Genomic DNA, 20,843 nt, shown 5'->3' with positions numbered 1-20,843 from the left:
GCTAAGCTGATTTATACGGTAATTCGTGGTTGGTTTTTACGTGAGGTCCCAAGAATAATCGGGCATATACACGTATGCCAGCAATTCCTGAAACAACGAAGCAAGAAGAAATTAGAAATGCTAATAGGTATTGATTGCTTTCAATATGGCTAAACAAGAGATCCTCACCTATAAAAGTTGTAGTGATTGGAAATCCAGTTACTCCTAGTGCAGCAATCAAAAAGAATATCGCAAATGTTGGGTGATCATAGGCGTGACCTAAATAATGATTAATCAATATTCGTTTTTCTAATTTTTTTAGTTGTAATAAGGCAATGTAACCTACTATTCCTGAAATGGTTATTCCAGATAGGTACATAATCAGTTCGTTAGCTGTCACTTTTTCGTTGAAAAGAATCGCCATTGCTATCCAAAAATGACTCAAAACGATTAAAGTCCAAGCCAAGAAAGGTGTTTTACGCTCTGAAAATGATTTTAGTACAAACACAAAGCCAAAAAAAGCAAACAGATTAGGGATACTATAAATGATTTCGGTAGGGACATTTTCTTTGAAAACATAAATCAAAGCTCCTATAGCGTATAGGGGCAAAAAGATAAGATATACTCTTTTTAAGTTTAAGAAGTCTAACGATTTTCCCAAGGCTCGCAGTGGTCTCCATAAAAAAGCACTTTGAATATTTTCTACATTGAATTCTTTTAAACTTAGGACGTACAATGAATTGCGAAAACGTTTAGAAAGCCAATAGTTTTTCTTTTCTTCTAATGGAATAAAATTGTAAAATTGGTCGCGAATCAAGTAACTTACTACTGATGGAGACACTAGTAATTGATAAGTGCGCAATAAGGCATTTCCAGTAAAATGAAGTAAGGCTAGATTGTCTAATCCTAAAGCAATTTCGATGAAAATCAATCCAATTTGAGAAATAGAGCTGTAAGCGATTTGACTTTTTACATTCGATTGTACTTTACCAATCATGGATGCGATTACACTAGTGGTCAATCCCATAATTCCGATAGCAACTCTTACAATGATTTGATTCTCCCAAAAAGGATAGGTTCTTAGCATTAAAAAAATACCTAAATGCACAGATAACGAACCATAAAAAATGGCACTAGATGGTGTTGGGCCTTCCATTGCTCTTGGTAACCAACTTGAGAATGGGATTTGAGCCGATTTTACCGCTGCAGCACAGGCCAAACAAAATGCAATAAAGAAACCAATAAAAGTATGACTCTCTAAATGATGGTTGACTAATGCATAATTGTTTAGCTCAACAAACGTTATGTTTTCATGAAATAAATGATGACTAGCCCACATGGCTAAAATCAATCCAACATCCCCAATGCGATAAAGCGAATACACTTTGAAAGCATTTTTTACAGGCAAATAACGCTCTCTGTAAAAGGCAATAAGTAAAAAAGAAGAAATTCCAATGATTTCCCAACCAATGAATAGCGTTTCAAAATTGCCAGAGAGAATGGCTAAATTGTATCCAAAAAAGAAAAAAAGCACGGTATTAAAGAAACGCTTATATCCTTTTTCTCTGTGTAAATAATACCTGCTATAGGTAGAAATCATAGCCGTTAATAAAGCGCCAATTAACAAATAAACAGCCGAAATTTTATCAAAGTAAAAATCAATAAAAAAGGTATAATTGTCCGTTTTTACAATGGTTAACTCATCTAAATTTAAAGTTTGGCTGCCATTTAAAAGCCATACGATAGTAAAAATTGTAATACCTGCTAATTGTGTAAAAACAATTCCAAAAGACAACCACGAAATAGTGGATTCTTTTTTTTCTGGAATTAATAAGCTGATTACAAATCCAAAAAATGGAAGTAATATAAAATATTGGAGTATCTCGTTCATAGATAGTGTTATTTTAGAATATAAATTGGAAGGTTTTCTTGTGAAGCTTCTGCCAATTCTAACTCGTCATGAATACTAAGGTTCTCTTTCTGTAAAGGTGAATACAATTCAAATGACTCGTTTGTAAAGTGAAATAGTTCCTGATTTTCTGGATGTACCACAATCAATTTTACCCATTGGTTTTTGAACCATTCATAAGTTGCAGGATTTTTAGCAATAGCATATTTGGCTATTTCTGGAAAATGCTCTACAATGATTAATAAACGAATAGGATCATGTACTTCAATCATTTGACTTGGTAAACCCGAACGTAAATCTCCATCAATACCATTGGCAACGCCAATTAATCCCATAACGTTATGGGGAAGTTTACTACCAGCACCTAGCTTTTGGTTGTCTACTTTTGAAAAGTAATATTCTAGATTTATTCCTCCACCAACTGGGGCAACAGCTCCAAGAATTCCAGCAAGATAATCCCCCGTAGGATCCACTTGATAGTCGTAAGAATTCATAAACGAACGTCTGTCTAGAAACAAGTGCTTAGACAAACTTCTACGACCTACAATACACATAGCATTGGTAGCGTGATTTAATTCAGGTCTAGGTTCGAAAAGGGAAACGGAACGTCTTTTGATTTTTTCATGTACTTTTTCTAGACTTTGTGTAGAATCTATAGTGTCAAATCGGCGAGAACGTTCTTTTGCATTTCTAGATAAGGCTTTTGCAAAAGTAATTTCGTTTTGTTGATGTAATTCTTTATTGCTAGCGGTTAGCGTTTCTTCATCATAAAAAGCAATCTCATCCCTTGTGGTGTCGTGTAAAGCTGGTAAAAATTGTGTTGTATCAGGAATAATGATACCACGTTTTTTCAGGATTTCACGAACTTCAGGATGATTAGCAGCAAAAGAAGCCACCTTTGCATTAACAGAACTTGGTCTTCCGCAACAAGCTCCACAATCATAGCCGGCATAATGCGTATTGTTTACGCTAGTGGCTCCATGGCCTACGATATAAACTATTGGCGCAAAATTGGACACCAATCCAATACTTTTTAATAAACCTTCTACACGGTTGGCCATTTCTTCAACTGTAAAGCCTACTTGAAGACCGTCTACATTCTCAAAACTACTGTTATGTTCAATGATTAATTTTGATTTTTTATTCAAGTGTTTGAAAGAAGCACTAGTTGCTGGAGTTAGCGTTGGTTTCCAGATATTCAAAAACAATTTTAAAGCAGCCGAAAAACCAAGAGTTTGACTGATAATCCAGCCAAAAACTAAGGAATGCGAATGTTTATGATAGTGTAAATCTCTAGCTTGTTTTTTCTTTCTTTTTTCTTCTTTTATCAAGTATTTTGGCTGCATTGGCGCAGGGCAAAGTTTGGTAAAAAACTGCCCATTTACAGGCTGATAAAAGAACTCAAAATTAAAAAATGCAGGAGTACCAAAGGTTATTGCTGAATTGTCTAAATGTTCGATATGTCTTCTAAATGAACATTCACGGTCATCCATACAGAATAATCCCTGAAATGAAGCTTGTTTAGGAGCAACTTCTAGTTCAACTGTTTTGATACCTGATAAAACTTGATCATAAAACGTCCACTCGAATGCCTCTTGCCAAAGTGATAAGGTTTCGAAAAGTTCTGTCTTTTTTATGGTATCAAAAATAGGAGCTGGTTCCTGACTGATTTTGAAACTCAAAGGTGCCCAAATAGAATTGAATTTTTGATCCAAACTATCTAGTTCAAGTAGTAATTCAAACTGAATTAATTCTTTTAAAGAAATAGAACGTTTGTCTAATAATGAAGCAGGATTACTTTCAATCGTTGCGACAATTCCGCTCCAACCCGGATGACCAAATTGTTGATCAAACAAATAATGTTCGTAATACTTTGGATCTCCAACAATGATATGCAGCAACTCCTCGATAGAAGCTCCTCTTTGGAGCATACTTTTGGCGCGTTTGGTTTTAAGAATACCTATCGAACTGTTTTTATCTAGTTCTTTTATAGATTCTAAAAAGCTAGTTCCTAAAACAGGAAACGTAGTAATTGCAATGCCTTGATCTAAGTAGCCACAAAGTACCTTGAATAAAATGCTATAAGTAGATTTTTCTAGATTGATGGCATATTCTCTTTTCCACGTAGAACGGAGGCTTCCAATTCTAGGATATATTGACTCGTCATAGTTTTTGTAAAGAAGATTGTGTTTCCAAGTAGAGAGTTCTTCTTCTCCTTTTTTTGAACGTATAACCTGCTCAAGAACTTCATTATTGATTTCTTTTTTATCAAATCGTTCTCTAAAACTTGCTAGTGGTAAATAGGTTTTGTAGCCAAAGATTTTAGAGGATTCCTCTAGTGCTTCAAAAAAAGTCTTTCCTTGAAACGCATGCAAGGTATTGTGATGAACAAAATCCTTTAGTGGGTTTTGCGCTGGCAAATAATGCTTTAGACTATGAAGTACTTCATGTTCATCAAAAACTATAGAAGTTGATTTCATTTTAAAATATATTGCTAAAACAGCCCAATAGTATTGATTGTAAATAATTGTACAGTTGTCCTTTTTTCTTGGACTAACGCAATCTTCACTAACTTTTGGGTAACTTTAGGGGTTAATAAACTAATGATCGAAAATGTTTTTCAATAGGTTTATTAACTCGAATGATATTTTAAATTACAAAACAGCAGAAACAAGCCACTTTTTTTATAGAAATAGCTTTTGCGGTATTTAGATTGAACAGTGACGAATGTCCGATTCGAAGGGATAAAATCAAATAATTGGATAGGAGAGTGTAAAAAAGGATCAATTTCAATTTCGCTATATTCAAATTCTTCCTCCATATCGCTGGTAGGAATGTGAATTTTTGAATATTTTGAATGATCTTTTTTAGCAGTTGTATGTGCAAAAAAATCTTTTTCTAATTTTGAAAAAGAAAAAACAGGAAGGCTACTAAAAGCGGAATACAGTAAGAAATGAAAAAATACAAACAGAAATAGTAGAGCAATTCTACTATTTACATTTGTGTATTTTTTTTTGCTCATTTGCATAAATTCCAATTTTGGCACAAACATAAATAAATTAAAACAAATTTTCCAAAGCGCTTTTTTACTTTTAGACATTATTATCATTTATTTAATATTAAAAGGTTTTATTGGGATAAAATTATTTTTGATATTTATTTTTTGTTGAATTATTAGTGTTGTTTTGTGGTTTTTAGAGATTATAATTTGTTTTTTTGTTCCGAATTAAAATTTTATTGAGAATTTTCTATTTTATCTGAATTACAATTCAGCCTCGTTTTTCTACAATTCGGTCATAACTTTTTAGAGAATCGATAATCCCGAAAGATATTTGCTTCATCAAAAAACAAACAGTATAATGAAAACAAGTATCAAAAAAATCGCACACAAATTCTTTTTAGTAGCCCTATTGGTTTTGATGAGTAGTGTTACTCTTGCTCAAAGCACCATTTCAGGAAAAGTTATCGACCCAAAAGGTAAGCCCGTAGTTAGCGCCAATATTTATATCGAAGGCACTTATGATGGCGCCACAAGCGATGAGAAAGGACTTTTCTCATTCGAAACCACAGTCAAAGGAAATGCGACCCTAATCATAAGCTCTTTGATACACGAAACGGCAACTCTCGTTATAGATGTAGCCAATTACAAAGACAAAACGATAACGCTCAAAGAGAATGTCAACACCTTAGACGCGGTGGTGATTACGGCTGGAACTTTAGAGTCGGGAGACAAAGCTCGTGTTTCGGTGTTGAAACCTTTAGATATTGTAACCACAGCGGGTTCTGCTGGAAATATAATTGCAGCGCTACAAACTTTGCCAGGAACTCAAAACGTGGGTGAAGACGGTCGTTTGTTCGTTCGTGGGGGCGAGGCCAATGAAACACAAACTTTTGTCGACGGTATTCGAGTGGCACAGCCTTATGGCGCTAGCACGAATAATTTGCCTACTCGCGGACGCTTTTCTCCGTTTTTGTTCAGCGGAATTTCTTTTTCTACCGGAGGTTATTCTGCCGAGTATGGCGAGGCTTTGTCAAGTGTGTTATTATTGAATACTCAAGACGAACCCGACCAAAACAAAACCGAAATCGCTTTAATGACCGTAGGTTTGGGCGTTGGAAATACACAAAAATGGAAAAAAAGCTCTTTGAGTGTCAATGCCGCTTATATCAATTTGGCGCCGTATCAAAAAGTGGTGCCTCAAAATATCGAATGGAACAATCCTTTTCAATCCCTTTCTGGTGAAACCGTTTATCGTTACAACTTCAATAACGGAATTCTAAAATTATACGCAGCTTTCGATTCCTCAAAATTCGATTTGAATCAAGAAAGCGTTAATTCGCCTAACAAGGTCAGAGTCGATTTGAACAATAACAACTTTTATTTAAATACTTCCTACAAAGGTGGTTTTGGAAACAATTGGCAAGTAACAACAGGATTGAGTTATGGCTATTCTAAGAACAAATTGGGATTGGATTTGGATAAACTAAACAACGACGAAAACGCCTCACATCTTAAATTCAAACTCCGTAAAAGCATTTCGCAACACGTTAAATTGTCTTTCGGAACGGATTATTTTATTACTCGTTTCAACGAAGATTTCACGCCAAATTCTGGCATAGGAGGTACTAGCGGATACAACTCTTCAATAGCAGCAGCTTTTGCCGAAGGCGATATTTTATTCACCAAAAACTTTGCTGCCAAAGTGGGGGTACGTGCCTCATACAACGATTTGTTGAACGAAACTGCCGTTGCTCCTCGTGTTTCCTTGGCTTACAAATTGAATAAAACAAGTCAGTTTTCTTTCGCTTATGGCGATTTCACTCAGGCGCCAAGTGTCGATTTTATCAAGTATTCCAAAATGCACCAATTCGAAAGCGAAAAAGCATCGCATTACATCTTAAACTTTCAATACAACAACGACCGTCAAACGTTTAGAGCCGAGGCTTATTACAAAGATTACAGCAATTTGGTAAAATTCAATACAACAACGCCAATGTTTAATTCAGTGTACAACAACAACGGTTCTGGCTACGCCAAAGGACTCGATTTGTTCTGGAGAGATGGCAGCTCGATTAAGAATTTAGAATATTGGATTTCCTATTCTTACATCGATACGGAGCGTGATTATCGCAATTTCCCTAAACAAGTTACGCCAAGTTTTGTGGCAGACCATACAGCGTCTTTGGTGACCAAATATTTCATCACCGACTGGAAATCACAAATCGGTTTCACCCATTCGTTTGCCACAGGTCGTCCGTACAACAATCCTAACGAGACCCAATTTATGAACGGAAAAACCAAAGCTTTCAATAATTTGAGTTTCAATTGGGCGTATTTGGTGTCACAACAAAAAATCCTGTATTTCTCTGTATCCAATATTTTACAGACTCAAAATGTCTTTGGTTACGAGTACGCCAATACTCCAGATGCAGCGGGCGTGTACAACCGCAGAGCTATCACACCAACGGCCGATAGTTTCTTTTTCGTAGGTTTCTTTTGGACCATCAGTGACAACAAAAAAGACAATCAATTGAACAATTTATAAGTCTAATTAGGAGCAGTAAGCATAAGGTTTTTTCAGCAGGCATCGTCCCGTGATACACTATATCTTTGCTGCCGAACCCCGTCAGCAAAGGATGCCGCTCCTCCCGGGGCTAAGAGGCAAGATAGGGTGTTTTTGGAAAGAAAAGTGTTTTACAATTCATCCAAGGCATTTGCTTTTAAAAATACCCACCACAAATTCACTAATGAATCACGAATAAAAATGTGTTTTAATGACACGAATTATTACTATTGATGGAATTCGTGACATTTAATTTCAATTTCGATGACAATTAGTGACAAGTCGTGTAATTAGTGGCTAACTTTTTTTAAAAGCGAATACCTACAATTCATCCTCCAAAAACAACAGTTCAGTTACAATCAATTTTAGTTTCGATTGGTCCAAACTATTTTTACATCAGCATAATAAAATACACAACCTTTAAAAAAATAAGCTATGAAAACATCAGTTCTTATCCTGTTCTTAGCCATAAGTGCAATGGCAACCGCTCAAGTCGCTATCAAAGTTGACATCGTTGGTCTAAAAAACAACAAAGGGCAAGTCCTAATCGGATTGTACAATTCCGAAAATCATTTTCTAAAAAAAGTCTACAAAGGCAATGTCGCTTTAATCAAAAACGCAAAAGCAACGGTCACTTTTGAAAACCTTCCTGCTGGCGAGTATGCTATTAGTGTTTTTCACGATGAAAACAGCAACGGAAAATTAGACACCAACTTTATGGGAATTCCAAAAGAAGCTTATGCCGCTTCAAACGATGCCAAAGGGTTTATGGGGCCTCCAAAATACAAAGACGCTAAGTTCCAAGCCACCCAAAACAAGCACATCGTATTGAAAGTATAATCAGTTTACAATTCATCCTCAAAAAACGACAGTTCAGTCAGAATCAATTTCAAAAGTAGCACATCAGCAATACTTTTACATCATCAAAATAACAACAACCATTTAAAAGAAATTAACAACTAAAAAAATAGAAATTATGATTAAAGTTTTAACCGCCACCGCTTTATTTATTTGCAGTTTATTAGCTGCCCAAGGACAATACGAACAAGGAATGGGAAAAGCGTTCCAATTGTGGGGAGAAGGCAAAAACACCGAAGCTGCCGCTTTATTCGAAAGAATTGCAGCAGTCGAAAAAAACAACTGGTTGCCTAACTATTATGTGGCTTTAGTAAACACCACAACCGCTTTTAGAACTAAAGGCAAAGACGAAGTAACCGCTTTGTTGACTAAAGCACAAAACGCTTTGGATGTAGAATTAATCAAAAACGAAAACAATCCTGAGTTATTAGTAATGCAAGCTATGATTCACACCGCTTGGATTGCTTATGACCCAATGACCAACGGACAAAAGTTGTCTGGAAAAGTAATGGAACTCTACGGTAAAGCACAGGCCATTGCTCCAGAAAATCCAAGAGTGGTATTTTGTAAAGCCGAGTTCGAAATTGGTGGAGCCAAGTTCTGGGGAACAGATACTACGCCTATGTGTGCACAAATTGATAAAGCTATCGGACTTTTTGCTACTTTTAAACCAGAAACAGCTTTCTCACCAAAATGGGGGTTAGACCGTGCTCAAGAAGCTCAAAAGAATTGTAAAAAATAGCATTAACCCTTTCAGAGTTCAAAACTCTTAAAGGGTTGAAAAACCCAAAACCCAAAACCCAAAAAAAATGGAAAAACAGAAGAACAGTATACTAGACAGAATCAAAAAAGGCTTTATAGATTGTTTGAAGATTACACTGGTATTTACGCTTGTTTTTTCGTTGTTGCAAGGGGATTTCAGTCCTCAGAGTCTACTCACCACTTTTTTAGTTAGTGCTCTATATTCTTACGGAATTGGTTTTGGAAACGGACTCATCAATGATATTTTGGACCGCCGATGGAATTGGTTAGAGCAAACCAATTTGAGAGTGTATTTTGGGATTTTTTGTACCATTTTGTACACCGTTCCTGTAGTTTTAGGGATTGACTATTTGACTTTCGTAGTGTTTCAAAAACTAGAAGTTTCTGAGTTTTTCAACAACAGAATGGTTTGGGTGCATATGTTTTATATCATTCTTTCTTTGGGAGTTTCGACCTTTATGCACGCACGTAGTTTTATGCTCAACTGGAAACAAGCTTCTAAAAAAGAAGTATTCGAACAAAAGATTATTGCAGGAACAGCTTCGGCTAAATTTGAAACCTTAAAAAATCAAATCGACCCACATTTTCTTTTCAATAGTTTGAATGTGTTGAGTTCGCTGATTGAGGAAAATCCAGATAATGCCCAACGTTTCACTACTTCTTTGTCTAAAATTTACCGCTATGTGTTGGAACAAAAAGATAAAGAATTGGTATCGGTAGCCGAGGAATTGAGTTTTGCAACTACGTATATGAAATTGCTAAAGATGCGCTTTGAGAACAGTTTGTTTTATGAGGTGACTGCCGAAGTTCAAAATCCAGATGCCAAAGTAGTGCCTCTTTCACTGCAATTGTTATTAGAAAACACCGTAAAACACAATGTGGTAAGCGAACAAAGACCTCTACACATCCGAATTTATATTGAAAATGATTATTTGGTGATTCAGAATGATTTTCAAAAGAAAGAAGTATTACAAGACCGACAAGGCGTTGGATTACAAAACATCATCAATCGATACGCCATCATTACCAAACGAAAAGTACTGATTGAACAAAACGAACAAACTTTTACCGTTAAAATACCCATTTTAACCCAACAAATAACTGTTATGGAAACGACATTAAATTACAGAGAAAACAATGCGTACTACCGCGCAAAAAAGAGAGTAGAGGAATTAAAGGGATTTTATGGCAACCTGATTTCATATTGTGTAGTGATTCCAATTTTAATTTATGTGAATCTTACTTTTGTCCCACAATTTCATTGGTTTTGGTTCTCCGCTGGAGGCTGGGGATTCGGTTTGATTATGCACGGTTTCAAAGTTTTTGGTTACAGCTCTAGCTGGGAAGAACGAAAAATTCAAGAGATTTTAAGAAAAGAAGACGAACAACAAAAATGGAAATAAAGATGGAAAGAATAGATACCAATCAAGAACAAGAAGCTTTGGTTCAAATGGCCAAAGAGAGAGTGAAAAAACTGAAAGATTTTTATTTTCACATGATATTTTTTATGCTAGGCGTAGTAATTTATGTTTTGAAAACGTATTATGGTGCACCTTTGAACTTTTTTCCCATTCGTTACATCAACGGTTTTGTGATGGCGATTTGGACTACTTTTTTTGCTATTCAAGCGGTTCAATTGTTTTTTACCGAAGTAATTTTGGGTAAATCTTGGGAAGAAAAGCAAATTAAAAAAATGATAGAAAAGAACAACGAAAAACAAATCTGGAAATAATTATGGAAACGAATTTTCAAGAAGAAGACAGATATTATCAAGCCAAGAAAAGAGTAGAGGATTTAAAAGGATTTTACGGAAATTTGACCTCTTACATTGTAGTGAATATATTTTTAGCAGTAATTAATTTGTTGACCTCGCCAGGATATTTATGGTTTTTTTGGCCGTTATTAGGTTGGGGTGTAGGCGTGTTCTTTCACGCGATGAAAGTGTTCAATTGGATGCCTTTTTTCGGCAAAGAATGGGAAGAGCAAAAAATCAAAGAGTTTATGGAAAAAGAAAAACAATCCAGAAACGATTGGAAATAAATTAAAATAAAAAACATCATGGAAAATAAGCAAAACCAATACGATTCAATTTTAGACAGAACACAAGAAGAGCGTTACGATATCGCATTTAAAAGAGTGCAAAAAATAAAAGGATTTTATGTGCATCTACTAGTCTATGTTTTAGTCAATATCGGATTAATCGCTATGAGAGCAAGGCATTTGGATTCATTAGATAGCAATTTTTGGAGTTGGCAAACACTCAATACTGCTTTCTTTTGGGGCATTGGATTGGTAGCACATGGAGCTTCTGTTTTTGGGAAAGATTTGTTTTTAGGCAAAGATTGGGAGAAAAGAAAAATGGAGGAATTTTTAAAGGAAGAAGATGAAAAACAACAACAGTGGAAGTGATTTTTGTTTTCGGTTCTGAGTTTTCAGTTCTGAGTTCTCAGTTTTCTGCCTTCTAACTTCTGCCTTCTAATTTCTAACCTCTAATTTCTAACCTCTAATTTCTAACCTCTAACCTCTAACCTCAAATAATGACTACTATAATCATCGAAGACGAAAAACCAGCAGCGCGTTTGTTGCAACGTAAACTCGAAAAACTACAAATAAATGTTACGGTTCTTTTACACTCGGTAGAAGAGGCTATCGAATGGTTTTCGAACCATCCCCATCCTGACCTTATTTTTTTGGACATTCAATTATCCGATGGCTTGTCTTTTGCCATTTTTGAAGCAGTCGAAATTAAGAGTGCTATCATTTTTACCACCGCTTATGACGAATATGCTTTGCGTGCTTTTAAGCTCAACAGTATTGATTATTTACTCAAACCCATCGATGAAGATGACTTGGAAATTGCTGTGAATAAATACAAATCTCGCATGCCAGAAAAGGCACCTGAAAATCCTTCGCTTGCGTTAGATTTTGAAGCTATCAAAAAGATGCTGACCAACCCATTTGAGAAAAATTACAAAAAGCGATTTACGCTGAAAATTGGGCAACATTTGAAAGTGATTTCAGTGGATGAAATTGAATGTTTTTACAGCGAAAATAAAGGCACTTATTTGCACACTTTCGATAACAGAGATTATCTTTTGGAGACCACTTTAGAGGTTTTGGAGCAAGAATTAGACCCTGCTGCTTTTTACAGAATCAGCCGAAAATTTATTATTCCACTAAAAGCTATAAAAGAGATTGTGGTGTACAGCAACTCCCGTTTGAAAATTATTTTGCCTACTTATAAAGCAGAAGAGGTGATAGTAAGCCGAGAAAAAGTAGCCGATTTCAAAAATTGGATTGGTTAAGAATTGAATTGATTTTTTAGTTTAGATAAAAACAGTTAAAAATACTGGTTATTAGTTATTTAAGTTCTTGGTATAAGATTTATCTATGAGGCTTTTATTCGCTAATAAACCGTTTTCTGATAGCTATAAGAATAAAAATCATCAGTGTGTAGGCGATAAAAAACGGCGCTATGTATTCGATAAGATGCAGTGGTAACATCACAGCAATAATTAGCAATTGAAACCCTAAACCATAAATAGATAACAAGCTCATAAACCAATTTGGAAACGTTTTTACTTTGTAAGCTTCTTTATCTAGAGCGTGAATTATTTTGTCAAAAAGGCCATAAACGATTGTATAAATTCGGAACAAAAGAGTCACCGATTTTTGTGTTTCTCCAGGTAAAGCTTTGGGCGTTTTGTATTCAAAAATTTTACTAGTGCTGTCTCCTCCAACCGATTTATGTCTCAGAATTACGTAGTAATAATTGTAAAGAGTTCCTTGTAATTGGATGCCAAAAAAAGCGGCAAACGCATACCAAAATGTCGTTTTTGAAACCCAACAAATGGCCATAATAATCATAAAATTTAAGACGATATCAAAGACACTATCGAGGTATCTACCAACGTATGAAGGTTTGTTTTTTAGTCTGGCTAATTCACCATCTGCAGCATCAATTCCTGATTTTAAAACAATGAAAAAGGCAGCCAAAAAGTAATGATTGGTGAGTATGCAAAAAATGGCAATCAACCCAGAAAGGCCAAAAAGTAGGGTTACGTGAATAGCTGTGAATCGGGTTTCTTTTAATTGTTGTGCAAGGAATTTACCAAATGGGCGACCATAATCGGAGAGGTCGAAGAACTTATTTTGTGCAGCAAGTTTAGACATTAATAGTGAATAAAAAGGGAAGGACAATATAGTCGAAGCGCAAAAGTAGCTCTATTTAAGCGGAATAGTAGCCTAAACAATAGTTTACTTTGTGTTAAAGTAAAAAAAGCGCGTTTCGAGTTTTAGTACTTTTATGGTATTAAAAACCAAATTTATTGTATTATGGCGGCACCAAATTTAAAAGTAATTCAAGCCCTTAGAGAAACAGCGAAACAAATTGCAAGTAGCGGTCGTTATGAATGGGGGCATATGGGAAGTTGTAATTGTGGGCATTTGGCACAAAATATAACTTCGTTTACCAGAGCTGAAATTCAACAATTTGCCTTGCAAAAACGCGGTGATTGGTCGGAACAAGTTATAGATTATTGCCCAACGAGTGGTTATCCTATGGATTTAATCATTGGCAGAATGATTGAGTTTGGATTTACAGCTTCTGACTTGAGACAACTCGAAAACTTGTCCAATCCTGAGATTTTAGCCAAAGCTGGTGTGACTTCTTTCAATAGAAATGTGATGTCAGATACGGTAAAATATATGAATGCTTGGGCATATTTGTTAGAGAGCCAATGGATGGAGCAAAACATAAATCACATCGTTTTACCTACTTTTGAAAGAGAAGAGATGGTGTATTAAGCCATCTCTTTTTTTTATTTAGTGAAACGGTGTAGCGTATAAGTCATGGCTGTCAATAAAAAGAAAGCTGTGATTTGGTGCGCCAATCCTAACCAAAGGGGTACGCTATACAACAAAGTCAAAACGCCTAGTGCAAATTGCACGAAAACAAGTATGACAAGCGCATTGAGTCCATTTTGTTGTGCAATTGACAAAGAGTATTTTTTGCTTTTGAAATACAATAAAACCATCAAAGCCACCACCAGATAAGCGGTAGTACGATGTACGAATTGCACGCCGCTTTTTCCTTCAATCAAGTTCAGAATAAAACTGTTTTTTTCGATAAATACACTATCGTGAATGAATTGACCATCGCTCATTAATGGCCAATGGTTGTGAATTAATCCCGCGTTGAGTCCTGCAACAAAACCTCCGTAGATTATTTGAATAATCAAAAACACAAAGGCAAATCGAGCAATAGTTCTCAACTGAGGATAAAAGTTGTCTTTGTTAGGATAAATTAAATCTAAAGCTACCCAAAGGGTATAAGCAAAGGTGATGAAAGCAAAAGTAAGGTGTAATGCCAGTCTAAAATGGCTCACATCTGGATTGTCGATTAAGCCGCTTTTTACCATAAACCATCCCAAAAAGCCTTGGAATCCTCCCATACACAAAAGAACAATGCATTTTTTGATAGTGGATTTGTCTAATCTTTTTTTGGCTAAAAAATAAAAGAAAGGAATTAAAAACACCATCCCGATGATTCGACCAATAAAACGGTGAAACCATTCCCAGAAGTAAATGAATTTATAATCGGATAAGGTAAAATCATTGTGGATGTTGATTTTTTGATACTCAGGAAACTTTTTGTATTCTTCAAAAGCTTGATTCCATTTCGCCTCTGTCATAGGAGGGAAGGTATCGGTAATCAAATGCCAGTCGGTCATAGAGAGTCCAGAATTAGTTAAACGGGTAATTCCGCCAACCACAACCATTAAAAACAAAAGAAAGCAGCCAGAAAGCAGCCAAATGATAACAGGTTTATTAGATTTAGTCATTTTTTTAGTGATAAAAAATCAATTATTTAGATGCAAATTTATGGGTTTATCAAAGAAAAAAAGGACTAACAATCGTTAATCTTTAGGCCTAATTTGGCTCCTTTTTTTAAGATAAATTCATAAGCTGCTTGGTACTCATTTTGTATTTCTCCTTCTAGAATAGCTTCTTTTACGGCTTCTTTTAGGATGCCAATTTCTCTAGACGGTTTTAAGTTGAAGAGTGCCATTATTTCCTCGCCACTGATTGGAGGTTGGAAATTACGGACGTGGTCACGCGCTTCAACTTCTACAATTTTTTTGCGTACAATTTCAAAATTACTGTGGTATTTTTTGAACTTGTTTGGGTTTTTAGTGGTGATGTCGGCTTCACAAAGCGTCATTAAGTTTTCTACATCTTCTCCTGCATCAAAAACCAAACGACGTACTGCTGAATCAGTAACAGTGTCCTGCGCCAATACAATTGGTCTCGAACTCATCACTACCATTTTTTGTACAAATTTCATTTTATGGTTCAAGGGCATATGCAATCTTTCGAAGATTTTCTTAACCATTTTACCACCCAAAAACTCGTGTCCGTGAAACGTCCATCCTTGTTTTTTGTTGAAGCGTTTCGTTGGAGCTTTTCCGATATCGTGCAATAAAGCAGCCCATCGCAACCAAACATCGTCTGTATTCGGGCAAATGTTATCGACTACTTCAAGTGTGTGATAAAAGTTGTTTTTGTGCGTGTGTCCTTCTATCTCTTCTACTTGATTCAAGGCGGTTAATTCAGGCAGAATCAGTTCTAATAATCCTGTTTTATAAAGCAACAAAAAGCCCAAAGAAGGTTTTTCAGTCAGAAGAATTTTGTTTAACTCTTCTACAATGCGTTCTCCTGAAATGATTTTTATTCGTTCAGCATTTTTGGTAATGGAATCCAGAGAATCAGGATGTATTTCAAAACCTAATTGCGTAGCAAAACGAATGCCTCTCAACATCCTTAGCGGGTCATCTGAAAAGGTGATATCTGGGTCAAGCGGAGTTTTTATTGTTTTAGATTCTAAATCAGAAATACCAGCAAAGGGATCTAAGAGTTCTCCGAAGTTAGATGGATTCAAAGACAAAGCCAAGGCGTTTATGGTGAAGTCACGGCGGTTTTGATCATCTTGTAGGGTTCCATTTTCTACGATAGGATTGCGGCTATCGTGGGTGTAGGATTCTTTTCTGGCACCTACAAATTCAATATCAGTATCTTCAAAACGGAGCATAGCAGTTCCGTAAGTCTTGAACACTTGTACCTTTGGTTTTTTAGGTAAAAGTTCTGAAACTTTGAGCGCCAATTCGATGCCACTGCCTACAGCCACCACATCGATATCTTTTTTAGTGCCTCTTTTTAAAAGTAAATCCCTAACGAACCCACCAATTACATAGCTTTCTATGTTTAGTTCTTGGGAAGCTTTTGATATTACTTCGAATATTGTATTTTTAAGTGCTGATTTATAATTCATAATTTTTTACCGCAAATTCGCAAATTAATTTTTTGAATTTATTATGCGTTTGTATTCTAAAGAAACTAAATTGAAATTAGCCAATATGGCTAATTTGTTTTTGGAAACTTTTAAATAATTTAAACATTGGTTATAATGACTGTTATTGAAACAGTCAACTGTTTTTATTTCAAGAATGATTTTGTCATAAACCACAAAATCAGCATAAAATTTATGCTTTAAAGTGGTGTTTTTATAGTTTACTGCAAATTCTTTTTCACGTTGATATGGAATGTTGTTTTGTTGAAGTTCAAATTCTATTGCATCTTTGTAAACAATTTCAGAAAATCCTTTTCCTAGATTTTTATGAACTTCATAAAGTATACCTACGATTGCATAATTTTCTTCTCTATAAATGTATTCTTCCATATAAATAATACAATTTGCGAATTTGCGGTGAACTACTATTTTCTTATGATTTTAACTTGAGAATCATTCGTCAATTTAATAATCGTAGAAGGTTTTTCTGCAATTTTTTCGTGCTGCAAATTTACAACATAGTCTACGCCTTTTATAATTTCTGGACTAATTTCTTTGAAAGAACTTGGTGTGGGTTGCCCAGAAATATTAGCTGAAGTAGAAACTAGCGGTTTCTTCATTCGCTCCAATAGCTTAAAGCAAAAAGGCTCTTTTACCAATCGAATTCCTAAGGATTGGTCTTCGGCAATAAGATTTGGAGCTACATTTCTTGGGTTATCTAGTATTAAAGTTGTTGGCTTTTCGGATAAATCTAGAATTTGCCAAGCTACTTCGGGAATCTCCTTGAATACGTTGTACATCATTTTTTCCCCATTCATAAGGCAAATCATACTTTTGCTTTCGGTTCTTTGTTTGAGTTGGTATATTTTGGCCACGGCTTCAGGATTCGTCGCATCGCAACCAATGCCCCAAACCGTATCCGTGGGATAAAGAATGATGCCGCCGTTTTTTATAACTTCAAAAGCATTGATGATTTCTTCGTTCATATGATTATTAGGTTTATTTCATTTGCAAAGCTATCCATTTGATTCCTAAATTGTGGTATGAATCACTATTTTAATAGGTTTAACCAAGAAAAAAGCCCGACGTAGGTCGGGCTTAGGCTGAAAACTTTACTTTTTTTAAATTATTTGCAATGTGTAGAAACTACTATTGAGGATATTTTTTCATCTCTACTGGTAGTTTTTAAACATTGATCAGTATCATTGTTGAACCAAACTTTGTAAGTGTTACCTCCTTGCTCGTGTGTTTTCTGTTCATCAAAACCATTTTTTCTTAATTCACTATATGCATAGGTAGCTCTTTGACCACTTAAATAATTATATTTAAAATTTCGGTTATAACTTTTGTTATTGTTGTATCTATTGTTGTTATAGTTGTCGTCATCATCATTGTTGTATCTGTTACTGTTGTAGTTGTTGCTGTATTTGCCTTTACCACAATCTTCCAAAGTGGATTTTACAATAGAGTCTATTCTTCCATCATTAACTTTTACAGTTACACATTTGTTTTGATTTCTGTTGTACCAGTTTTGATAAGCACTATCTCCAGATTTACTTCCATTTATATAGGTATAACCTCTATCTCTTAATTCGTTAAATGCGCCAGCTGCTTTATCACCAACTAAGTCTTGTAAGTTTTGGGCAAACCCTGTTATTCCAATAAAAAACATTAGAAGCAATGATAAAAAATTTAGTTTAATCGTTTTCATAAAAATTTAGTTTTTAAAGTTATCACTCAAAGTTAAGATATTCAAAATAAATAATTCTATTTTTTTTACCTTTTTTTTCTTTCAAAAATAAATTATATTTGTCTATGTATCAACTTAAAAAGAAACAATATGAAACGAAAAGCATTACACCAATTTGGGTTTTTAGTATTGGTTTTAGTATACTCAACAACTTTGGTATATGGCCAAAAACCGTGCGACGGATATTTTGTTGCTCACAAAGGAGCTAAATATGAAATTACTGCCTATGATAAAAAAAATCAGGTAGAGGCGGTTTCTAGTTTTTTGGTAAAAGATGCTTCATCAGGCAAAGTTGTCATTCATCTTGTCACCAATTCCAAAGGAAAGGAGACTTTGAACACCGAGTACGATATCACTTGTGATGGTAAAGTAGCTATTATGGATCAGAAAAAGATTGTAAGCAATCAATTAAAATCTAATATGAAAGATCCCAACATTACAGTAGATGTTTCTGGTAAAGATGTTGAGTCACCGCTAGATTTAAGTGTGGGTCAGACATTACCAGATAGTGAAATTGATATTGCTGTAAAATCCTCAGCAATGAATATGAATATGTATTTTAAAACCTTGGATAGAAAGGTAGTTGGGCAAGAGAAAATAACCGTTCCTGCAGGTACTTTTGATTGTATGGTTATTACGGCCACAACAGATACTAAATTGCTTTTTGCCAAAAAAGGTACTACTAAGCAATGGGTTGCTAAAGGAGTGGGTATGGTTAAGCAAGAAACCTATGCTAAGAATGGCAAGATTGAGAAAACGGAGTTGTTGACCTCTTTCTCAAAGTAAAAAATGATTTTTAAATGAAAAAGGAAGCCGTAATGCTTCCTTTTTTTATGAACTGCAACTAAGCATAGAGCAACCGATCTTTACTCTTGCCCAATCGGGTCGTTTGGCGTACCACTTTTCATATTCGGGTTGTTCTTCGTAAGGTTTTTGTAAAAGTTCAAACAATTCTTTTAGTATAGAATAGTCTTCTTTTTCAGCGGCATCAATAGACAATTGCGCCATATAATTGCGAAGGACATATTTTGGGTTAACTTGATTCATAGCGGAACTTCTTTCTGCATCAGAGAATGTTTCTAGTTGAAGTCTGTTGCTATATTTAGTGAACCAATTCTGCCATTTTAGAGTTATGCTTTCATTACAATCATTAGCATTATAAAAGGCAAATTCAATTTTTGTTAAAGCAGTTTCTGGAGTATCATTTTTAAGTACTAAACTCAAGTTTCTAAAGAAAATAGTCATATCTGTTTCTATGGCTTGAAGTACGTCAATAAGTTCTTGAATTAAGTCGCGATCTTCTTTATCGTTTATTTGCAATCCCAATTTTGATTGCATCATTTGGAGGTATTTTAAATCATACGCTTTGGTGTAAGCATCCAAAATAGCTTCCAGCGGTTGAGTTTCTTCAATTAAAGGATATAAGGCATTGGCCAATTGATACAAATTCCATAAACCAATTTGGGGTTGATTTTCAAAACGATATCTTTTGTGTTGATTGTCAGTGGTGTTAGGTGTCCAAGTGGGATTATAGTCTTCCAGCCATCCATAAGGACCATAGTCAATGGTAATGCCGTGAATTGACATATTATCTGTATTCATAACTCCGTGAACAAAACCCACTCTTTGCCAGTGAAGAATCATCTCCAATGTGCTTTTAGAAACCGCTTCAAAAAATTGGATGTATTTTTCTTTTCCTGTTACTTTTATCGATGGGAAGTAATGCTGTATGGTAAAATCAGCCAATAGTTTAAGATTCGTATGATCTTGTCTAGCAGCGAAAATTTCAAAATTTCCAAAGCGAATAAAACTAGGAGCAACTCGGCATACGATGGCTCCTTTTTCATAAGCGGGGTTCCCATTGTACATAATGTCTCTAAGCACTTCGTCTCCAGTTAAAACCAATGAAAGTGATCGGGTGGTAGGTACTCCAAGATGATGCATAGCTTCTGCGCATAAGTATTCCCGAATGGAGGAGCGTAAAACTGCTAATCCGTCTGCTGTTCTAGAATAGGGGGTTGGACCAGCACCTTTTAATTGTAAGGTAAAGTTTTTTTCAAGATGCGACACTTCCATTAAATTTATGGCTCTTCCATCGCCTAATTGACCTGCCCAATTCCCAAATTGATGACCTGCATAGCATAAGGCAAACGGTTGGGTGTTTGGGTAAATTTTTGCTCCTGAAAAAAAAGCTACAAAATCCTCATCTTCAATATCATTTTTATTCAAACCTATTTCTTCAGCCATTTGATGCACAACGTGAATTATCGATGGATTTGAAGGGATTTTTGGTGATACATACGAAAAGCAAGCATTGTACACCTGTCTAGGAACATTGTTGGTGTCAGTGTCGGCAGGTAATTCTTTGGTAAATAGGTTGTTGAGTTTTAAGACCATATTTTTGAATGCAATAATAGTATTTCTCTAAATTGGATACGATTTTGAAATACTGAATTAGCTAGTAAAATTAAATCAATCTACTATAATCTCTTTTGTTTTTTGATTTTTATTAACGATTGTAATCATTATGTTCTTTGTATTTTATTCATTATTATATAGTTGTAGTTTTGTTTTTTTAACTATTTTTATGATAAATTTTGTAATTTATATCTCAGAAGATACTATGAGAGGTGTTTTTTTGATATTACTTATGTTTTTATTTAATCTTATACT

Annotated in this window: 20 protein-coding genes; 10 read left to right on the top strand and 10 right to left on the bottom strand. The window is 35.0% G+C overall.

The genetic code is table 11. The annotated features are described in order from the left end of the window. Position 1: 1 nt before the first annotated feature. The 3 genes from ACSVH9_RS08765 to ACSVH9_RS08755 all read right to left on the bottom strand — a co-directional run bounded on the left by ACSVH9_RS08765 (position 2) and on the right by ACSVH9_RS08755 (position 4,910). Positions 2-1,870, bottom strand: coding sequence for a proton-conducting transporter transmembrane domain-containing protein (locus ACSVH9_RS08765; RefSeq protein ID WP_438063395.1), 1,869 nt, complete (start codon positions 1,868-1,870; stop codon positions 2-4). Between the two features lie 8 nt (positions 1,871-1,878). Beyond that, complete coding sequence (locus tag ACSVH9_RS08760; RefSeq protein WP_438063394.1) at positions 1,879-4,368, bottom strand: YbcC family protein; 2,490 nt, start codon at positions 4,366-4,368, stop codon at positions 1,879-1,881. A gap of 152 nt (positions 4,369-4,520) precedes the next feature. Beyond that, positions 4,521-4,910, bottom strand: coding sequence for a hypothetical protein (locus ACSVH9_RS08755; RefSeq protein WP_438063393.1), 390 nt, complete (start codon positions 4,908-4,910; stop codon positions 4,521-4,523). 397 nt (positions 4,911-5,307) lie between these two features. Here ACSVH9_RS08755 and ACSVH9_RS08750 point away from each other — a divergent pair, with 397 nt between their 5' ends. The 8 genes from ACSVH9_RS08750 to ACSVH9_RS08715 all read left to right on the top strand — a co-directional run bounded on the left by ACSVH9_RS08750 (position 5,308) and on the right by ACSVH9_RS08715 (position 12,377). Continuing rightward, a complete protein-coding gene (locus ACSVH9_RS08750) occupies positions 5,308-7,434 on the top strand; it encodes a TonB-dependent receptor (protein ID WP_438063495.1) in 2,127 nt (708 codons plus the stop codon). A 453-nt stretch (positions 7,435-7,887) separates the two neighbouring features. Then, positions 7,888-8,292, top strand: a complete 405-nt coding sequence (locus ACSVH9_RS08745; RefSeq protein WP_024981122.1) for a DUF2141 domain-containing protein — start codon at positions 7,888-7,890, stop codon at positions 8,290-8,292. A 136-nt stretch (positions 8,293-8,428) separates the two neighbouring features. Continuing rightward, positions 8,429-9,052: a hypothetical protein gene (locus ACSVH9_RS08740; protein ID WP_298295306.1), complete on the top strand. Its 624-nt coding sequence runs from the start codon at positions 8,429-8,431 to the stop codon at positions 9,050-9,052. Between the two features lie 67 nt (positions 9,053-9,119). Further along, positions 9,120-10,475 (top strand): histidine kinase, encoded by a 1,356-nt coding sequence (locus tag ACSVH9_RS08735; protein WP_438063392.1) that lies wholly within the window; start codon positions 9,120-9,122, stop codon positions 10,473-10,475. 2 nt (positions 10,476-10,477) lie between these two features. Further along, positions 10,478-10,804: a 2TM domain-containing protein gene (locus ACSVH9_RS08730; RefSeq protein ID WP_139363452.1), complete on the top strand. Its 327-nt coding sequence runs from the start codon at positions 10,478-10,480 to the stop codon at positions 10,802-10,804. Positions 10,805-10,806: 2 nt separating this feature from the next. Further along, positions 10,807-11,112, top strand: coding sequence for a 2TM domain-containing protein (locus tag ACSVH9_RS08725; protein WP_024981118.1), 306 nt, complete (start codon positions 10,807-10,809; stop codon positions 11,110-11,112). A gap of 18 nt (positions 11,113-11,130) precedes the next feature. Further along, the gene (locus ACSVH9_RS08720) at positions 11,131-11,481 is read left to right on the top strand and encodes a 2TM domain-containing protein (protein WP_438063391.1); all 351 of its coding nucleotides are present in this window, start codon (positions 11,131-11,133) and stop codon (positions 11,479-11,481) included. A gap of 128 nt (positions 11,482-11,609) precedes the next feature. Beyond that, positions 11,610-12,377, top strand: coding sequence for a LytR/AlgR family response regulator transcription factor (locus tag ACSVH9_RS08715; protein WP_438063390.1), 768 nt, complete (start codon positions 11,610-11,612; stop codon positions 12,375-12,377). Between the two features lie 94 nt (positions 12,378-12,471). On the opposite strand, the gene ACSVH9_RS08710 is transcribed toward ACSVH9_RS08715, so the two are convergent. After that, the gene (locus ACSVH9_RS08710; protein ID WP_438063389.1) at positions 12,472-13,245 is read right to left on the bottom strand and encodes a CDP-alcohol phosphatidyltransferase family protein; all 774 of its coding nucleotides are present in this window, start codon (positions 13,243-13,245) and stop codon (positions 12,472-12,474) included. Between the two features lie 162 nt (positions 13,246-13,407). Between ACSVH9_RS08710 and ACSVH9_RS08705 the strand changes: the two genes are divergently transcribed. Further along, positions 13,408-13,878, top strand: a complete 471-nt coding sequence (locus ACSVH9_RS08705; RefSeq protein WP_438063388.1) for a hypothetical protein — start codon at positions 13,408-13,410, stop codon at positions 13,876-13,878. A gap of 14 nt (positions 13,879-13,892) precedes the next feature. Here the strand turns inward: ACSVH9_RS08705 and ACSVH9_RS08700 are convergent, their stop codons facing one another. The 5 genes from ACSVH9_RS08700 to ACSVH9_RS08680 all read right to left on the bottom strand — a co-directional run bounded on the left by ACSVH9_RS08700 (position 13,893) and on the right by ACSVH9_RS08680 (position 18,131). After that, the gene (locus ACSVH9_RS08700) at positions 13,893-14,915 is read right to left on the bottom strand and encodes a COX15/CtaA family protein (protein ID WP_438063387.1); all 1,023 of its coding nucleotides are present in this window, start codon (positions 14,913-14,915) and stop codon (positions 13,893-13,895) included. A 65-nt stretch (positions 14,916-14,980) separates the two neighbouring features. Then, positions 14,981-16,402: a CCA tRNA nucleotidyltransferase gene (locus ACSVH9_RS08695; protein ID WP_438063386.1), complete on the bottom strand. Its 1,422-nt coding sequence runs from the start codon at positions 16,400-16,402 to the stop codon at positions 14,981-14,983. A gap of 24 nt (positions 16,403-16,426) precedes the next feature. After that, positions 16,427-16,810 (bottom strand): GxxExxY protein, encoded by a 384-nt coding sequence (locus ACSVH9_RS08690; protein ID WP_438063385.1) that lies wholly within the window; start codon positions 16,808-16,810, stop codon positions 16,427-16,429. Between the two features lie 35 nt (positions 16,811-16,845). Then, positions 16,846-17,406, bottom strand: a complete 561-nt coding sequence (locus ACSVH9_RS08685; protein WP_438063384.1) for an L-threonylcarbamoyladenylate synthase — start codon at positions 17,404-17,406, stop codon at positions 16,846-16,848. A 140-nt stretch (positions 17,407-17,546) separates the two neighbouring features. Next, the gene (locus tag ACSVH9_RS08680; RefSeq protein WP_438063383.1) at positions 17,547-18,131 is read right to left on the bottom strand and encodes a hypothetical protein; all 585 of its coding nucleotides are present in this window, start codon (positions 18,129-18,131) and stop codon (positions 17,547-17,549) included. Between the two features lie 129 nt (positions 18,132-18,260). Between ACSVH9_RS08680 and ACSVH9_RS08675 the strand changes: the two genes are divergently transcribed. Next, positions 18,261-18,956, top strand: coding sequence for a TapB family protein (locus tag ACSVH9_RS08675; protein ID WP_438063382.1), 696 nt, complete (start codon positions 18,261-18,263; stop codon positions 18,954-18,956). A gap of 45 nt (positions 18,957-19,001) precedes the next feature. Here ACSVH9_RS08675 and ACSVH9_RS08670 read toward each other — a convergent pair whose 3' ends face one another. Further along, complete coding sequence (locus ACSVH9_RS08670; RefSeq protein WP_438063381.1) at positions 19,002-20,567, bottom strand: protein adenylyltransferase SelO; 1,566 nt, start codon at positions 20,565-20,567, stop codon at positions 19,002-19,004. Between the last annotated feature and the right edge of the window lie 276 nt (positions 20,568-20,843).

The sequence above is a fragment of the Flavobacterium sp. RSSB_23 genome, from assembly GCF_051547145.1.
In the GTDB taxonomy this organism is placed as follows: Bacteria; Bacteroidota; Bacteroidia; order Flavobacteriales; family Flavobacteriaceae; genus Flavobacterium.
Note: the sequence above shows the minus strand (reverse complement) of the source record. Positions and strands in the feature narration are given on the sequence as shown.

Excerpts from the sequence above, each read along its gene's own strand:
- ACSVH9_RS08735 (WP_438063392.1), top strand. The coding sequence starts at position 9,120 with ATGGAAAAACAGAAGAACAGTATACTAGACAGAATCAAAAAAGGCTTT.
- ACSVH9_RS08750 (WP_438063495.1), top strand. The coding sequence starts at position 5,308 with ATGAGTAGTGTTACTCTTGCTCAAAGCACCATTTCAGGAAAAGTTATC.
- ACSVH9_RS08705 (WP_438063388.1), top strand. The coding sequence starts at position 13,408 with ATGGCGGCACCAAATTTAAAAGTAATTCAAGCCCTTAGAGAAACAGCG.
- ACSVH9_RS08730 (WP_139363452.1), top strand. The coding sequence starts at position 10,478 with ATGGAAAGAATAGATACCAATCAAGAACAAGAAGCTTTGGTTCAAATG.
- ACSVH9_RS08720 (WP_438063391.1), top strand. The coding sequence starts at position 11,131 with ATGGAAAATAAGCAAAACCAATACGATTCAATTTTAGACAGAACACAA.
- ACSVH9_RS08765 (WP_438063395.1), bottom strand. The coding sequence starts at position 1,870 with ATGAACGAGATACTCCAATATTTTATATTACTTCCATTTTTTGGATTT.
- ACSVH9_RS08675 (WP_438063382.1), top strand. The coding sequence starts at position 18,261 with ATGAAACGAAAAGCATTACACCAATTTGGGTTTTTAGTATTGGTTTTA.
- ACSVH9_RS08760 (WP_438063394.1), bottom strand. The coding sequence starts at position 4,368 with ATGAAATCAACTTCTATAGTTTTTGATGAACATGAAGTACTTCATAGT.
- ACSVH9_RS08725 (WP_024981118.1), top strand. The coding sequence starts at position 10,807 with ATGGAAACGAATTTTCAAGAAGAAGACAGATATTATCAAGCCAAGAAA.
- ACSVH9_RS08695 (WP_438063386.1), bottom strand. The coding sequence starts at position 16,402 with ATGAATTATAAATCAGCACTTAAAAATACAATATTCGAAGTAATATCA.
- ACSVH9_RS08710 (WP_438063389.1), bottom strand. The coding sequence starts at position 13,245 with ATGTCTAAACTTGCTGCACAAAATAAGTTCTTCGACCTCTCCGATTAT.
- ACSVH9_RS08700 (WP_438063387.1), bottom strand. The coding sequence starts at position 14,915 with ATGACTAAATCTAATAAACCTGTTATCATTTGGCTGCTTTCTGGCTGC.
- ACSVH9_RS08715 (WP_438063390.1), top strand. The coding sequence starts at position 11,610 with ATGACTACTATAATCATCGAAGACGAAAAACCAGCAGCGCGTTTGTTG.
- ACSVH9_RS08685 (WP_438063384.1), bottom strand. The coding sequence starts at position 17,406 with ATGAACGAAGAAATCATCAATGCTTTTGAAGTTATAAAAAACGGCGGC.
- ACSVH9_RS08745 (WP_024981122.1), top strand. The coding sequence starts at position 7,888 with ATGAAAACATCAGTTCTTATCCTGTTCTTAGCCATAAGTGCAATGGCA.
- ACSVH9_RS08670 (WP_438063381.1), bottom strand. The coding sequence starts at position 20,567 with ATGGTCTTAAAACTCAACAACCTATTTACCAAAGAATTACCTGCCGAC.
- ACSVH9_RS08755 (WP_438063393.1), bottom strand. The coding sequence starts at position 4,910 with ATGAGCAAAAAAAAATACACAAATGTAAATAGTAGAATTGCTCTACTA.
- ACSVH9_RS08680 (WP_438063383.1), bottom strand. The coding sequence starts at position 18,131 with ATGAAAACGATTAAACTAAATTTTTTATCATTGCTTCTAATGTTTTTT.
- ACSVH9_RS08690 (WP_438063385.1), bottom strand. The coding sequence starts at position 16,810 with ATGGAAGAATACATTTATAGAGAAGAAAATTATGCAATCGTAGGTATA.
- ACSVH9_RS08740 (WP_298295306.1), top strand. The coding sequence starts at position 8,429 with ATGATTAAAGTTTTAACCGCCACCGCTTTATTTATTTGCAGTTTATTA.